This is a genomic window from Chromobacterium sp. FG89 (assembly GCF_057808735.1).
On the sequence record NZ_JBMDIQ010000004.1, the window covers coordinates 1 to 15,760 of the forward strand.

Annotated in this window: 8 protein-coding genes; 3 read left to right on the top strand and 5 right to left on the bottom strand. The window is 64.3% G+C overall.

Going from position 1 to position 15,760, the window contains the following annotated elements:
• The first annotated feature begins 398 nt into the window (after positions 1-398).
• Positions 399-2,207: a carbon starvation CstA family protein gene (locus tag ACODRW_RS04990; RefSeq protein ID WP_235089556.1), complete on the top strand. Its 1,809-nt coding sequence runs from the start codon at positions 399-401 to the stop codon at positions 2,205-2,207.
• Positions 2,208-2,449: 242 nt separating this feature from the next.
• On the opposite strand, the gene ACODRW_RS04995 is transcribed toward ACODRW_RS04990, so the two are convergent.
• From ACODRW_RS04995 to zigA, 5 genes are all read right to left on the bottom strand, one after another.
• Positions 2,450-4,438, bottom strand: coding sequence for an exotoxin A binding domain-containing protein (locus ACODRW_RS04995; protein ID WP_488905282.1), 1,989 nt, complete (start codon positions 4,436-4,438; stop codon positions 2,450-2,452).
• Between the two features lie 1,577 nt (positions 4,439-6,015).
• Positions 6,016-7,353 carry a dihydroorotase gene (locus ACODRW_RS05000; protein WP_488905283.1) on the bottom strand — a complete coding sequence of 446 codons (1,338 nt, stop codon included), beginning with the start codon at positions 7,351-7,353 and terminating at the stop codon, positions 6,016-6,018.
• Positions 7,354-7,914 carry an LbetaH domain-containing protein gene (locus ACODRW_RS05005; RefSeq protein WP_488905284.1) on the bottom strand — a complete coding sequence of 187 codons (561 nt, stop codon included), beginning with the start codon at positions 7,912-7,914 and terminating at the stop codon, positions 7,354-7,356.
• Positions 7,915-8,065: 151 nt separating this feature from the next.
• Complete coding sequence (gene folE2 / locus ACODRW_RS05010) at positions 8,066-8,950, bottom strand: GTP cyclohydrolase FolE2 (protein WP_488905285.1); 885 nt, start codon at positions 8,948-8,950, stop codon at positions 8,066-8,068.
• Positions 8,947-10,188, bottom strand: a complete 1,242-nt coding sequence (gene zigA / locus ACODRW_RS05015) for a zinc metallochaperone GTPase ZigA (RefSeq protein WP_488905286.1) — start codon at positions 10,186-10,188, stop codon at positions 8,947-8,949. The genes folE2 and zigA overlap by 4 nt, the downstream gene beginning before the upstream one ends.
• A 314-nt stretch (positions 10,189-10,502) precedes the next feature.
• On the opposite strand from zigA, the gene ACODRW_RS05020 reads away from it, so the two are divergent.
• Both ACODRW_RS05020 and narH read left to right on the top strand, forming a co-directional pair.
• Positions 10,503-14,204, top strand: coding sequence for a nitrate reductase subunit alpha (locus ACODRW_RS05020; RefSeq protein ID WP_488905287.1), 3,702 nt, complete (start codon positions 10,503-10,505; stop codon positions 14,202-14,204).
• Complete coding sequence (narH, locus tag ACODRW_RS05025; protein ID WP_107798999.1) at positions 14,201-15,751, top strand: nitrate reductase subunit beta; 1,551 nt, start codon at positions 14,201-14,203, stop codon at positions 15,749-15,751. The genes ACODRW_RS05020 and narH overlap by 4 nt, the downstream gene beginning before the upstream one ends.
• Positions 15,752-15,760: the final 9 nt, after the last annotated feature.

The window sequence follows — 15,760 nt, forward strand, 5'->3', positions numbered from 1 at the left end:
CCTGTTTACGATCTGCTGCGCGTCGGCGATACGGCGTTAAAACCGCCTTCGAAATGCTCATGTACCATCCGTACATTCCGCTTCCTCAGCCGGTTTCGCCTTGTCTCGCCCTAGCTCGCGAGACTTTGAACAGGCCCTGAGGGCCTGTTTACGATCTGCTGCGCGTCGGCGATACGGCGTTAAAACCGCCTTCGAAATACTCATGTACCACGCGTACATTCCGCTTCCTCAGCCGGTTTCGCCTTGTCCCGCTCAAGATCGTCAGCACATTCCGGGAACCGCTCGCCCCGCTCTGGCCGCCGCTGGCGACGCCATGCGGCCGCTGAGCCGCTTTCCGCCCCACGAAGACCGCGCCCGCGCGTAAGTTCCGGGTGAGACTATCACCGGAGCTGACAAAAATGGATCACGCATTGACCTTCGTGATCGCCACCCTTTGCATACTTGCCATCTGCTACCGCCTGTACGGGGTGTTCTTCACGCGCAAGGTATTGGGTGTCGATGATAGCGCCGTGACCCCGGCGCATGAGTTAAAGGACGGCAAGGACTATGTGCCCACCAGCAAGTGGGTGGCGTTTGGCGGTCACTTCGCCGCCATTGCGGCGGCCGGCCCGCTGGTGGGACCGGTGCTGGCCGCCCAGTACGGCTATCTGCCCAGCATGTTGTGGCTGTTGATAGGCTGTGTGATCGGCGGCGCGGTGCACGACACCGTGGTGCTGTTCGCCTCGATGAAGCATCACGGCAAATCGCTGTCGGAAGTGGCCAAGACCGAGCTGGGCCCCTGGGCCGGCTGGTGCACCGGCCTGGCCATGCTGTTCATCATCACCATCACCATGGCCGGCCTGTCCATGGTGGTGGTGCACGCGCTGGAGCGCAATCCCTGGGGCGCGTTCGCGGTGAGCATGACCATTCCCATCGCCATCGCCGTCGGCTTGTGGGAGCGCGTCACCGGCAGCATGAAGAACGCCAGCTATGTCGGCGTCGCCGCCATCATGGCCTGTGTGTTCGCCGGTCCCTACATCCAGGGCACCGCGCTGGGCGAGCTGCTGACGCTGAAGGCGTCCACCGTGTCCCTGCTGCTGCCCGTCTACGCCTTCTTCGCCACCGCGTTGCCGGTGTGGATGCTGCTGACCCCGCGCGCTTGTCTGTCCAGCTTCATGAAGATAGGCGTGTTCGGTCTGTTGGTGGTGGGCGTGGTATTCATCAACCCGCAAATCCAGTTCCCGGCCGTTACCCAGTTCATCCACGGCGGCGGCCCGGTGCTGGCCGGCCCGGTATGGCCGTTCATCTCCATCACCATCGCCTGCGGCGCCATTTCCGGCTTCCACGCCTTCATCGGCTCCGGCACCACGCCCAAGCAGATAGACCGCTGGAGCGACATCCTGCCGGTGGGTTTCGGCGCGATGCTGGCCGAATGCGTGGTGGGGGTGATGGCCTTGATCGCCGCCACCGCCTTGCACCCGGCGGATTACTTCGCCATCAACTCCGCGCCGGACACCTTCGCCAAGCTGGGCATGCAGGTGGTGAACCTGCCGCAGCTGTCCCAGGAGATCGGCCTGGACCTGTACGGCCGCACCGGCGGCGCGGTGACGCTGGCGGTGGGCATGGCGGACATCTTCACCCGCATTCCCTGGTTCCATAATCTGGCGTCCTATTTCTTCCAGTTCATGGTGATGTTCGAAGCGGTGTTCATCCTCACCGCCATTGATTCCGGCACCCGCGTCGCCCGTTATCTGATCCAGGATTTCGTCGGCGACGCCTGGGCGCCGCTCAAGCGCACTGACTGGATGCCCGGCGCTATCGGCGCTTCGGTGGTGGCCTGCCTGCTGTGGGGCTATCTGCTGAACTCCGGCGACATCAACTCCGTGTGGGCCTTGTTTGGCGTGTCCAATCAGCTGATGGCGTCCATCGGCCTGATCATCGGCGCCACCATCATCCTGCGGCTGTCGCACAATCGCGCCTACATGATGACCTGCCTGCTGCCGCTGGCTTATCTCTACGTCACCGTCAATTACGCCGGTTACTGGATGATCAAGCACGTTTACCTGAACCCGGCGGCCAAGGGCTACAACCTGTTCAACGCCGCCATCTCTATCGCCATGCTGGCGCTGGGCCTGGTGATCCTGCTCTCCGCCTGCCGCAAGTGGATGGAGCTGCTGGCGCGGCCAGCGCCGGATGCGCGGCGCGAACTGGCCGCCACGGAGGCTTGAGCCGCTTGATTAAAATTGGGGTAAGACTTGGCCCGCTGGAAACAGCGGGCTTTTTTTGCGTCAGGGCCGTGAGAGTCTGTTTAGGTTCTTGCGAGCAAGAGCGAGACAAGGTGTTGCGGCTGAAGAAGCGGAATGTACATAGGGTACAGGAGCATTCTGAAGCGGTACTCACCGTGTAACGCTCCACGACGCACAGCAGATCGTAAACAGGCCCTGAGAGCTTTCCCAGGGCCTGATGGTGGTCAGCGCTTGGTGACGTAGTCAGGCAGGCCGCTGATCTTCTTCTCGTAGTCCGGCACATTGATGGGCCGCACGCTGTTGTTGCCCTGAATCATCGACGGAATCGCTACCGCGTGTTCCGCCAGATCCCAGCCCAGAATGGTTTCATCCGCTTCGCCGGGGTCTTGCGGCCCGGTGATCGACTCATAGCCCAAGAGGCTGTTCAAGGTGACGTTGCGGCCGAGCAAGCGGCTGATCTCTCTGAGCGCCGCGGCCTCGTCGCTGAGCGGCTGGCTGGTGCGGAACAGGCGGGAGAGGGCGGTTCTGGGCACGTAGACGCGCATCATGATGCCGGTGGCGCCGGAGTCGTTGTCCAGCGCGTAGCCGTAGGCGACGTTCGGATCGCCGGCGATATAGAGGCCGCGCCAGATCGGCTGCAGATCCTGGGAACGGCGGGTGATGCCGGCGGTGACGATGCTTGTGGCGGCGGCGCGGGAGCCGCCGTGATAGCCGGCGAAGACATAGCCCTGGTCCAGCAGCTGCTGATGGGTGGCCAGCAGGCGCTCCTGGCTCCAGTTGCTGGTGGTGCCGTTGGCGAGGAATTCCACCGGCTCGCCCGGCGCGAAGAAGCTTGAGCCGGGGTGGTACTCGCGGTTGACGTGGGCGCCGTCGGCGTTGGCGGCGGCGCAAGGCTCGCTGTCGGCCGGGCAAGTCAGGGACAGCACGTCCGCTCTTTGCGCGTCGTCGGCGCTGGCGCCGGCGTGGTTGGCGCGATAGGCGTTCAAGCGCGCTTCCGCCTCGGCCAGGCCTTCGCGGGCCAGTTCCGGCGTTTCGCGCACCGCGGTGCCCAATTGCTCCAGCGCCTCCGGATCTTGCGCGCCGCTGACCGGGCGGGAATGGATCAAGTCATCGACCACCTGGCGGAAACGGTCGAAGGACAGCCGGGTGGCGATGTACAGCCCGACGATGTTTTCCACCCGGAAGCCGCAAGCGGACAGCTCTTCCCATCCTCTGGGCTGGCGGCTGCGGGCCAGGGATTCCAGCGGGATGCCGCAGACGCGGTGGGCGGACAGCGCGCCCAAGGCGTTTTCCTTGCTGAAGTGCACCCGGTGCTGGATGGGCGCTTTGGCCAGCGGTTTGAATTCATTGATCTGCGGCTTGCCGGCCACCACCTGGTACAGCTTGCCTTCCCAGGTCTTGTTCAACTGGCAGCGGTTTTGGGTGACATAGTTGTAGATGGCGTCCAGCGGGTCCAGCCAGCACAGCAGGACGCCGCTATGCCATTCGCTCCAGCGCTTTTGCCGGTTGTGCTGCGTGGGCGCGGCGGTGTAGCCCACGCCCGGCCAAGACAGGATGATGTCGTTTCTTGGATTGGCGGAGCTGAACGCCAGCTTGGCCTTGTCCGGCCAGCGCGCCAGCGCGGCGTTGTCCAGGTCCACGCTGTACAGCGGCGAGTGATCGACGATCTTCTTATTGCTGTCCATGTCCATGATGAACAGCTTGATGCTGGTGGGCGCGTCTTTGCCGATGGGCACCACCCAATTCAGCGTGAACCATTCGGTGCGGCGCTTATGGGTGAATGTCTTGACCTTGCCGTCCGGGGCTGCCAGTTCAATGGTCAAAGTGCCCGGCGCGTGGCCGGTGCTTTGGCCGTCGTTGATCCGGACCTTGGCGAAGTTGTCGATCTTGATGGTGGCGCTATTATTGGCCGCGGCGATGAGACGGTCTTGCACGAACATCGAGTAATACAGCACGCCTTCGTCCGGCGACGGGGTGATTTGCAGCGGCAATGAGGTGCTGATGAATTTACCCGGTTCCGCCGGCGAGAGAATGCAGTTGTCCGCGCATTGCTTGAAGATTTCGAAATCGGTCTTGATGACGGAACTGGCGGCCTGCTTGAAACTGGCGGTCTGTACCGATCCGGTGGAAAAGGGGCTGGCTTCGTCGGTCTCGCACGCGGACAATAAGGGAATCAGGCCCGCGGCAAGGGCAAGGCTTTTATACAATCGCATATGGCGCTCCTAAGTGATGGAATGAAGCGAGCGAGCCATTGTTGTGATCATTTTTGTAAATGATTGAATTTTATATTTACAGTATTCCGGTGTTTGTTTTTTAAGGTCAATGGTAAATAATTACAGACCTATGTCATTGATTTTAATTGTTAAATTGCTTTATGGGAAAGTATTAAATAAAGATGGTTTTGTAAGGACTTTATTGTTGTTTCTATTTATATGATGTATAGATATTTAAATGTGGGTGGCATTTTATTGGCCGCGGGTTTTTATTGAGGGGAGGAGGCGGAATGGCGATGCGGTTTCAATTAGACCGCCTTGGCTTGACGTATTTGGCCGTTTAGCCAACCCTTTTCGCCATGCTATCGCGCGGCATGGTCGGTATCGGCATAAGTGTTAATGGCGGGCGCTGGCGGGGAGCCCTCACGGGCTGCCGGTTCCGATATGCCGGTCTGTCAACCCTGTTAGGCGTCTGCCGCCTCCATTCTGCGTTGTCTTGAGGTATCCGGCTGGCTTGCCAACCGATTCTGTCAGCCGTCGTGTGGCATCGTTCATGTCGGAGCACGAGTCAATGGCGGGCGCTGGCGGGGAGCCCTCGCGGGCTGCCGGTTCCAAGATGCCGGTCTGCTAACCCTGCCAGACGCCTGCCGCCCTTGTTTGAGGGGCCAAGATGGTGCCGGTGCGACAAATGCCCGAGACGGTCAGGCCGTGGGCCGCGCCGCCTTGACTTATCCTCCCCGCTCGCCAACAATCCCCGCGTGCCGTCGCAATCTCGGCACAAGTGGGTTTAGCAGCTCCTAAAAGCATATCGGCAGACAATGCCGCCTCCGCGCGGCATTGTCTGTGTCGGCGCACGCGTACATGGCAGGCGCTGGCGGGGAGCCCCCCGTGGGCTGCCGGTTCCGATATGCCGGTCTGCTAACCCTGTCAGGTGCCTGCCGCTTCCGTTTAGCAGCGGGAAGCAGGTGTAACCCATATCGGAGACGTCATCATGATTGATTCGAATCGCGTTCCGCGAACCTTGTTTTCCCCCGACCCTGACCAGATGAGCGTTGCTTATCGTCGCGCTTAAGACCCGCTAACAAAACCCCTGATCCTGCGTTGCGCCTCCTTGTCGTACGACTTGTACTGCCTGCGTCGGCGCGCCTTGGCTCAGGTTCTCTGCGAGGTTTTGTGAGCGGCGCTAAGCGCGGAGTCTCTTGCTGCGCCCCTCCGGCCTGTATGTCGCCGCGCCGCATGGCAAGACGGTGGCGGCGCCTTGGCCGGAGTATGCGGGCGTCTCAATAGCGCGCTGGCAGGGCATGGCAAGGCTAAGCGGCGGGTGATCCCCGCCGGGGAAAGCTTGAGCCGTCGTTTGGCGACAAACGGCGGCTTTTTGCGTTTTTGGCGTCGGTTGATGTCCTGCTCGTACATAGGATAGGGTTGTCGGCTTTTTCCGCGTGGGTATCGCTGCGCTCCACCCACCCTACCCAGGGGACGCAGCGTGAGGCGTCAGTCCGTAGGGTGGGTGGAGCCACCGGCGATACCCACCGGCAGTGGCTTCGGGAGCCCGCCGACAGCCGGTCTTGAACCGGCCCTCAGCGCATAAACCGCAGCGGCAGGCCCTGGCAGTCCGGCTGGATGCGGCCCTGGAACCAAGCCAATTGACCGGAAACGATGGTGGCGCTGACCGCGTGGCGGAAGGCCAGATGCGGGAAGGGGGTCCAGCCGCAATGAGCCAGCAGGGCGTCGCGGCAGACCGGACGCGGCGCGGGCAGGCGCTGCACCAGCGTCAGATCGGCCCAATAGCCTTCGCGCAGATAGCCGCGTTCGGCGATGGCGAAGCGGGTGGCCACCGCGTGGCTGGTCTTGTCCACCAGTTGCGGCAGCGTCAGTTCGCCGTCGGCCACCAATTCCAGCAGCGCCGGCAGCGCGTGCTGGACCAGCGGCAGGCCGGCCGGGGCCTGTGTGTAGGGCTGCTGTTTTTCCTCCCAGGCGTGCGGTGCGTGATCGGTGCCGATCAGATCGATGCGGCCGTCGCGCAGCGCCTGGCGCAGCGCGTCGCGGTCGGCGCGGCTTTTGATCGCCGGATTGCATTTGATCAGGTGGCCCAGACGGGCGTAGTCGCCGTCGTCCAGCAGCAGGTGGTGGACGCAGGCTTCGGCGGTGATGCGCTTGCCGGCGACGGGGCCGGGCCGGAACAGCTCCAGTTCGCGCGCGCTGCTCAGATGCAGCACGTGCAGTTGGCTGTCGTGGCGTTGCGCCAGCTCCACCGCCAGCCGGGTGGATTGGTAGCAGGCTTCGGCGTCGCGGATCAGCGGGTGCTGGTCCGGCGGGATGTCGTCGCCGAAGCGCAGCCGCCAGGCGGCTTCGCGCTCGCGGATGCGCGGCGTGTGTTCGCAGTGGGTGAGGATGGGCAGCGGGCAAGCGGCGAACAGCCGCTCCAGCGCGGCCGGGTCGTCCAGCAGCAGGTCGCCGGTGCTGGCGCCCATGAATACTTTGACGCCGGCGGCGCGGTTGGGCGGCAGCGCGGCGATCAGCGCCAGATTGTGGCGGGTGGCGCCCAGGTGGAAGCCGTAATTGGCCACGGAGTGGGCGGCGGCGCGGCTTTCCTTGTCCGCCAGCGCGTCCAGGCAGGTGGTGGCCGGCCGGGTGTTGGGCATGTCCATGAAGCTGGTGACGCCGCCGGCCACCGCGGCGCGGGATTCGCTGGCGATGCTGCCCTTGTGCGGCGCGCCGGGTTCGCGGAAGTGGACTTGGTCGTCGATCATGCCGGGCAGCAGCCATTGGCCGGCGGCGTCGATGTCGATGTCGCCGGGGCGGCCGGGCAGGCTGGCATCGATGCGGCGGATGCGGCCGTTGCCGACGCGCAGGTCGGCTTCCCACTCGCGGCCGTCGCTGACCAGGCGGGCGTTGCGGATCAGGATGTCGCTCATTCAGAACTCGTTTTGCAGCGCTTTGTAGCCGCGCACCAGTTCGCTGTTGGCGCGCAGCACGTCTTCGGAGAATTCGGCGGCGGACACGCTGGCCTTGGGCAGGCGCGCGGTGTCGCTGGCCGCGCCTATGCGTTCGGTGGAGGCCACGTAGCAGCCGGCCGGCAGTTCGCAGCCGTCCACCACCGCGTTGTGGCGCACCACGCAGCCGTCGCCGACGCGGCAGTTGAACAGCACGCTGTTGAAGCCGACGAAGACGCGTTCGCCCACGGCGCAGGGGCCGTGGATGATGGAGCGGTGGGCGATGGAGGTGTGCGCGCCGATGGTGACGGCGGCGCCGGCCTTGGAGTGGATGACCACGCCGTCCTGGATATTGGAGTGGGGGCCGATGACGATGGCTTCCATCTCGCCGTTGGCGTCCACTTCGTCGGCGCGGATCACCGCGTAGGGGCCGATGAAGACATGATCGTGGACGATGATCTTGCCGCAGAGGATGGCGGTCTTGTCGATGTAGGCGGATTCGGCGATCACCGGCAGGTGGCCGGAGGGGTTCTTGCGTATCAAGCGCTGCTCCCTGAGAGTGTGTTCACGATCTGCTGCGCTGCGGCGATACGGCGTTGAGAACATCTTCGAAATGCTCATGTACCGAATGTACATTCCGCTTTCTCCGCTGTTCTCGCCTTGTCTCGCTCTTGCTCGCGAGATCGTGGATTGCTTATGAGAGTTGGCTGGCCGCCACCGCGTCGTGCGGGTGCAGGCTTTCCTGGTGGCGGACGTCCACCCGGCTCAGGCCGTGGCCGGCCAGCGCCGCTTGCAGCCGGCGCGCGGCGTCTTCCACATACATCAGATTGGCGCCGTTGAGGGCGGCGAAAGCTTGTTCGTCGGCGCGCTTGACCGCGGTTTGCACCGGGGTGGCCAGCGCTTGTTCGGCCAGGTCTATGCGCATCGCCAGGTCCCAGCCGGCGGCGTCGGCGGGGATGTCGAAGCGCAGCCGCGCCTGGCTGCGCTGGCTGTGCGGGGTGGCCAGGGTGGCGTGTTCCAGCAGCCAGTCGTAGACCGCGTCCGGCGTGGCCGCGCGCTCCTGTTGGCGGAAGGCGTCGGCGATCAGCCTGCGCGCCAGCGCGGCGGAGCAGGGGCAGGTGGAGGAGTAGGCGATTTCCACTTCGGCCCACAGCCGGCAGCCGTCGCCGTCGAGTTCGGCTCCCAGCGCGGCGGGGTAGGCCTTCCAGCCGGACAGGCCCGGCGTGGCCAGCGCCGGGCGCTGGCGCAGCAGTTCGAAGCGGAATTCCGCGCGGGCGGTGTCGCTGCCGCAGTCGGCGTGGCTGTCCGCCATCGCCCGCAGCAGCCGGCTTAGGGCGTCCGGGCTGAGCGGCGCGGCGTCGGCGTGGGCTTGCAGCAGCCGGTAGAGCCGGGACATGTGTATGCCCTTGATCGCCGGCCGGGGCAGGTTGACTTGCACGCTGGCGCGGGCGGCGACGCAGCCGTGGGCGGCGTCCGCCAGCCGCAGCGGCAGCGCGATGCCGTCCATGCCCACCCAGTTCAAGGGCAGCAGCGCGGCCGCGGCGCCGCTGCGCGCGATATCGGGCAGCGGGGCGTTCATGCGGCGTCCTCGGCAAGGGTTTCCAGCGGCGGGAAGGGGTCCGGCAGCAGCGCCCAGGCGGCCGGGCCGGCGGCCATTTCGGCCTCGTCCAGCAGGCAGTCGTCCAATTGTCGGCGCAGCTCCGCTTCGTTTATGGCGATGCCGATCAGCACCAGTTCCTGGCGCGCGTCGCCGATGCCGTCCCGCCAGTGGCTTTCGATCTGGCGCAGGCTGTCTTCGTCCTGCGGCCAGTATTCGCGCGGGGTGGCGGCCCACCATTGGCCGGCCAGCTCGTGGCGGCACACCGCGCCGGCCTGCGACCACAGTTGGGCGTGAGCCGGGCGGCTGGCCAGCCAGAAATAGCCCTTGGAGCGCAGCACGCCCGGCCATTCCCGCTGCGCCAGTTCAAAGAAGCGCTGCGGGTGGAAGGGGCGGCGCGCGCGGTAGACGAAGCTGGCGATGCCGTATTCCTCGGTTTCCGGCGTGTGCTCGCCGCGCAGCTCGCTGAGCCAGCCGGGGGCGTCGGCGGCAGCGTCGAAGTCGAACAGGCCGGTGTCGAGCACCGCGTCCAGCGGCACCTGGCCGAAGCGGGCTTCGACGATGCGGGCGCGCGGGTTGAGCTGGCGCAGGATGCCGGCCAGCCGTTCCTTGTCCGCGGCGTCGATCAGATCGGTCTTGTTGAGCACGATCACGTCGCAGAACTCCACTTGTTCGATCAACAGGTCCGCCACCGTGCGCTCGTCGGCCTCGCCCAGGGATTCGCCGCGTTGCCGCAGTTGATCGCGCGAGGCGTAGTCGCGCAGGAAGTGACAGGCGTCCACCACGGTGACCATGGTGTCCAGCCGCGCGGAGTCGGCCAGGCTGCGGCCCTGCTCATCGGCGAAGGTGAAGGTTTCCGCCACCGGCAGCGGTTCGGCGATGCCGGTGGATTCGATCACCAGTTGGTCGAAGCGGCCTTCGCGCGCCAGCCGCGACACTTCCAGCAGCAGGTCTTCGCGCAGGGTGCAGCAGATGCAGCCATTGCTCATCTCCACCAGTTTTTCCTCGGTGCGCGACAGCGCGGCGCCGCCTTCGCGCACCAGGGCGGCGTCGATATTGACCTCGCTCATATCGTTGACGATCACCGCCACGCGGCGGCCTTCGCGGTTGTTGAGGATGTGGTTGAGCAAGGTGGTTTTGCCGGCGCCAAGGAAGCCGGACAGCACGGTGACCGGCAGTCTGGCGTCTAGCGCGGCGGAGGAGGAGGGCGTGGGCGTCATGGCATGGGGTCCGATTAGGTGAGGGCGATGCGAGTGGCGAAGGAAGGCCTTTGGCTGTTCGCGGTTTTTGTTATGTTATAACATTTTATTTTTCGACGGCAAGGGTCGAATATCGCCACTAGTTCTTTCTGGCTAGTCCGTCTCGCCAAAGTACTAACCGTGACTAGTGCCAATGCGCCGCCACGCGCCAACCTTCGGCGAATGTCGGCGCTTGCTGCCGCGTTCTAAGCTTGCAATCAAGTGAAAAGGTCCGTTTCCCCCGGTGGCTGGAGCCGCCGGCCCGTGCGGCGCGGACCCCGATATTTGGAGGCAAGATGAGTCACTTTCTCGACCGTTTGAATTTCCTGGGCAAGACCCGCTCCACCTTTGCCAATGGTCACGGCGCCGTCGTCAACGAGGATCGCGGTTGGGAAAACGCCTACCGCCAGCGCTGGCAGCACGACAAGGTGGTGCGTTCCACCCATGGCGTGAACTGCACCGGCTCCTGTAGCTGGAAGGTGTATGTGAAGAACGGCCTGATCACCTGGGAAACCCAGCAGACCGATTACCCGCGCACCCGGCCGGACCTGCCCAATCACGAACCGCGCGGCTGTCCGCGCGGCGCGTCCTATAGCTGGTACGTCTACTCCGCCCAGCGCGTCAAATACCCGATGATCCGCGGCCGGCTGGCCAAATTGTGGCGCGAGGTGCGCCAGACCCTGAGCCCGGTGGAGGCCTGGGAAAAGATCAGCCAGACGCCGGAACTGGCCAAGCAGTACAAGTCCAAGCGCGGCCAGGGCGGTTTCGTGCGCGCCAGCTGGGACGAGGCCAATGAGATCGTGGCCGCCGCCAACGCCTTCACCATCAAGCGATACGGTCCGGACCGCGTGGTGGGCTTCTCGCCGATTCCGGCGATGTCCATGGTGTCCTACGCCGCCGGCAGCCGTTACCTCAGCCTGATCGGCGGGGTGCCGCTGTCCTTCTACGACTGGTATTGCGATTTGCCGCCGGCCAGCCCGCAGACCTGGGGCGAGCAGACCGACGTGGCCGAATCCGCGGACTGGTACAACTCCACCTATCTGATGGTGTGGGGCTCCAATGTGCCGATGACCCGCACCCCGGACGCCCACTTTTACACCGAGGTGCGCTACAAGGGCACCAAGACGGTGGCGGTGTCCAGCGACTTTGGCGAAATGGCCAAGTTCGGCGACATCTGGATGGCCCCCAAACAGGGCACCGACGCCGCGATGGCAATGGCGATGGGCCATGTGATCTTCAAGGAATTCCACCTCGATAATCCGTCCGGCTACTTCACCGACTACATCCGCCGCTATACCGACATGCCGATGCTGGTGGCGCTGAAGCAAGACGGCGAGCGCTACATTCCGGACTACTTCCTGCGCGCCTCCCATCTGGAAGGCGGCTTGGGCGAAGACAACAACCCGGACTGGAAAACCCTGCTGATCGACGAGGCCAGCGGCGACATCGTCGCGCCCAACGGCTCCATCGGCTTCCGCTGGGGCCAGGCCGAGGGCAAGGCCGGCAAGTGGAACCTGGAGCAGAAGGACGGCGGCAACGGCCGCGAGGTGTCCGCCAAGCTGTCGCTGATCAAAGAAAGCGACGCGGTGGTGGGCGTGGGCTTCCCTTACTTCGGCGCCGAGCACGATGAACTGCTGACCCGCAATGTGCCGGCCAAGCGCATCCGTCTGGCCGACGGCAGCGAAACCCTGGTGGCCACGGTATTCGACCTGATGGCGGCCAACTACGGCATAGACCGCGGCCTGGGCGGCGGCAACGTCGCCGTCGACTATCTGGACGACGTGCCCTACACCCCGGCCTGGCAGCAGAAGCACACCGGCGTGAAGCCGGAATTGGTGATCCAGGTGGCGCGCGAGTTCGCCCAGAACGCCGATCAGACCCAGGGCAAATCCATGGTCATTGTCGGCGCGGCGCTGAACCACTGGTACCACATGGACATGACCTACCGCGGCATCATCAATATGTTGATGCTCTGCGGCTGCATCGGCCAGTCCGGCGGCGGCTGGTGCCACTATGTGGGCCAGGAAAAACTGCGTCCGCAAACCGGTTGGGCGCCGCTGGCCTTCGCCGGCGACTGGAACCGCCCGGCGCGGCAGATGAACGGCACCAGCTTCTTCTACGCCCACACCAGCCAGTGGCGGCATGAAAAACTGGGCGTCGGCGAAATCCTGGCGCCCACCGCCGACGGCCGCATGGCCGGCATGGCGCTGATCGATTACAACGCCAAGGCCGAGCGCATGGGCTGGCTGCCGTCCGCGCCGCAGCTGTCCGCCAACCCGCTGGAGGTGACCCGCGCCGCGGCCGCCGCCGGCCAGGACGCCGCCGCCTACGTGGTGGACGGCCTGAAGTCCGGCAAGCTGGACCTGGCCTGCAACGACCCGGACAACCCGCAGAACTTCCCGCGCAATATGTTCGTGTGGCGTTCCAACATCCTGGGCAGCTCCGGCAAGGGCCACGAATACTTCCTCAAATACCTGCTGGGCACCCAGAACGCGGTGTTGAATTCGGAAGACGACTGCATCAAGCCCACCGAAATCACCGTGCGGCCGGCGGCGGAAGGCAAGCTGGACCTGCTGGTGGTGCTGGACTTCCGCATGTCCACCACCTGCTTGTACGGCGACGTGGTGCTGCCCACCGCCACCTGGTACGAGAAGGACGACCTCAACACCTCGGACATGCACCCCTTCATCCACCCGCTGTCCGAAGCGGTGCAGCCCTTGTGGCAGTCCCGCACCGACTGGGAGATCTACAAGGGCTTCGCCAAGAAGCTGTCCGAGCTGGGCAAGGACTATCTGGGCGTGCAAAAGGACTTGGTGCTGACCCCGCTGATGCACGACACCCCGGAAGAACTGGGCCAGCCCTTCGATCCCAAGGACTGGAAAAAAGGCGAGTGCGAGCCGGTGCCGGGCAAGACCATGCCCAAGATGACGGTGGTGGAGCGCGACTACGGCGCGATCTACGACAAGTTCACCACCATCGGCCCCTTGCTGGAAAAAGCCGGCAACGGCGGCAAGGGCATCAACTGGAAAACCGGCCATGAGGTGGACATCCTGCGTGGCCTGAACCAGGTGGCGAGCCAGGGCGCCGGCAAGGGCCAGCCCAAGCTGGAAACCGCGATCGACGCCGCCGAGATGATTCTGACGCTGGCGCCGGAAACCAACGGCCACGTGGCGGTGAAAGCCTGGGACGCGCTGTCCAAGATCACCGGCCGCGACCACACCCATCTGGCCAAGCCGCGCGAGCATGACAGCATCCGCTTCCGCGACGTGCAGGCGCAGCCGCGCAAGATCATTTCCTCGCCCACCTGGTCCGGCCTGGAAAGCGAAGAAGTCAGCTACAACGCCGGCTACACCAATGTGCACGAGCTGATTCCCTGGCGCACCATCACCGGCCGCCAGCAGTTCTACCAGGATCACCAGTGGATGCGCGCCTTCGGCGAAGGCCTGTGCGTGTACAAGCCGGCGGTAGACCTGAAAACCACCCAGGCGGTGCTGGGCAAGCACGGCAACGGCAATCACGAGCTGGTGCTGAACTTCCTGACCCCGCACCAGAAATGGGGCATCCACAGCACGTACTCCGACAATCTGCGCATGCTGACGCTGAGCCGCGGCGGCCCGAACGTGTGGCTGTCCGAGGACGACGCCAAGAAGGCCGGCATCGTGGACAACGACTGGATCGAGGTGTTCAACGCCAACGGCACGCTGACCGCCCGCGCCGTGGTGTCGCAGCGGGTGCCGCAGGGCATGACGATGATGTACCACGCCCAGGAGAAGATCGTGAACGTGCCGGGCGCGGAAGTGTCCGGCAAGCGCGGCGGCATCCACAACTCGGTGACCCGCACGGTGACCAAGCCCACCCACATGATAGGCGGCTACGCGCAGCTGTCCTGGGGCTTCAACTACTACGGCACCGTGGGCGCCAACCGCGACGAGTTCGTGGTGGTGCGCAAGATGAACTCAGTGGACTGGATGGATAGTCCGGCAGGAGAGCAACAATGAAAATCCGCGCTCAAATCGGCATGGTGTTGAATCTGGACAAGTGCATCGGCTGCCACACTTGTTCGGTCACCTGCAAAAACGTCTGGACCAGCCGCGACGGCGTCGAATACGCCTGGTTCAACAATGTGGAAACCAAGCCTGGCATCGGTTATCCCAAGGAATGGGAAAACCAGGAAAAGTGGAAGGGCGGCTGGGTGCGCAAGCCCAACGGCAAGCTGGAGCCGCGTCAGGGCGGCCGGCTGAAAATCCTGGGCAATATCTTCGCCAACCCCAATATGCCGGCGATAGACGATTACTACGAGCCGTTCACCTACGACTACGAACATCTGCAGAACGCGCCGGAGATGAAGACGCCGCCCACCGCGCGGCCGGTGTCGGTGCTGACCGGCAAGAAGATGAACAAGATCGAATGGGGCCCGAACTGGGAGGACGATCTGGGCGGCGAATTCTCCAAGCGCAGCAAGGACGCCCTGTTTGAGGGCATCCAGAAGGAAATGTACTCGGCCTTCGAGAACACCTTCATGATGTATCTGCCGCGCCTGTGCGAACACTGCCTGAACCCGGCCTGCGTCGCCTCCTGTCCGTCCGGCTCCATCTATAAGCGCGAAGACGACGGCATCGTGCTGATAGACCAGGACAAATGCCGCGGCTGGCGCATGTGCGTGTCCGGCTGCCCGTACAAGAAGATTTATTACAACTGGACCTCCGGCAAGGCCGAGAAGTGCACCTTCTGCTACCCGCGCATCGAGGGCGGCCAGCCGACGGTGTGCTCGGAAACCTGCGTCGGCCGCATCCGCTACCTGGGCGTGCTCTTGTACGACGCCGACAAGATAGACGAAGCCGCCGCGGTGGAAGACCCGAAGAGCCTGTACGAGGCGCAGCTGGGCGTGTTCCTGGACCCGAACGCGCCGGAAGTGATCGCCGAGGCGCAGAAGCAGGGCATTCCGCAAAGCTGGATCGACGCCGCGCAGCGCTCCCCGGTCTACAAGATGGCGATGGAGTGGAAAGTGGCTTTCCCGCTGCACCCGGAATACCGGACCCTGCCCATGGTGTGGTACATCCCGCCGCTGTCTCCGATCCAGTCCGCGATGGAAAACGGCCTGATCGGCGAGAACGGCATCATCCCGGACGTCAAGGACCTGCGCATCCCCATCCAGTACCTGGCCAATCTGCTGACCGCCGGCAAGGAAGAACCGGTGGTGAAGGCGCTGGAAACCATGGTGGCGATGCGGCGCTATATGCGCAAGAAGAGCGTGGAGAAGGTGTCGGACCCCGCCACCCTCAAGGGCACGCATCTGAATCCGGCCCAGGTGGAGGAGATGTATCAGGTGATGGCCATCGCCAATTACGAAGACCGCTTCGTGATTCCGTCCAGCCACAAGGAACTGGTGGAAAACACCTTCGAGGACAAGGCGTCCTGCGGCTTCACCTTCGGCAACGGCTGCTCCGGCGGCGAGTCCGAGGCCAGCCTGTTCGGCAAGAAGAAGGCCACCCCCATCGTGTTCCACGACATGCGGCGCGACCGCAAGTCCAATTCCGGTCAGTGAAGGAGAACG

Bases quoted from the DNA above. Each gene is read 5' to 3' on its own strand.
- narH (WP_107798999.1), top strand. From the start codon at position 14,201: ATGAAAATCCGCGCTCAAATCGGCATGGTGTTGAATCTGGACAAGTGC.
- ACODRW_RS04990 (WP_235089556.1), top strand. From the start codon at position 399: ATGGATCACGCATTGACCTTCGTGATCGCCACCCTTTGCATACTTGCC.
- ACODRW_RS05020 (WP_488905287.1), top strand. From the start codon at position 10,503: ATGAGTCACTTTCTCGACCGTTTGAATTTCCTGGGCAAGACCCGCTCC.
- ACODRW_RS05000 (WP_488905283.1), bottom strand. From the start codon at position 7,353: ATGAGCGACATCCTGATCCGCAACGCCCGCCTGGTCAGCGACGGCCGC.
- folE2 (WP_488905285.1), bottom strand. From the start codon at position 8,950: ATGAACGCCCCGCTGCCCGATATCGCGCGCAGCGGCGCCGCGGCCGCG.
- zigA (WP_488905286.1), bottom strand. From the start codon at position 10,188: ATGACGCCCACGCCCTCCTCCTCCGCCGCGCTAGACGCCAGACTGCCG.
- ACODRW_RS04995 (WP_488905282.1), bottom strand. From the start codon at position 4,438: ATGCGATTGTATAAAAGCCTTGCCCTTGCCGCGGGCCTGATTCCCTTA.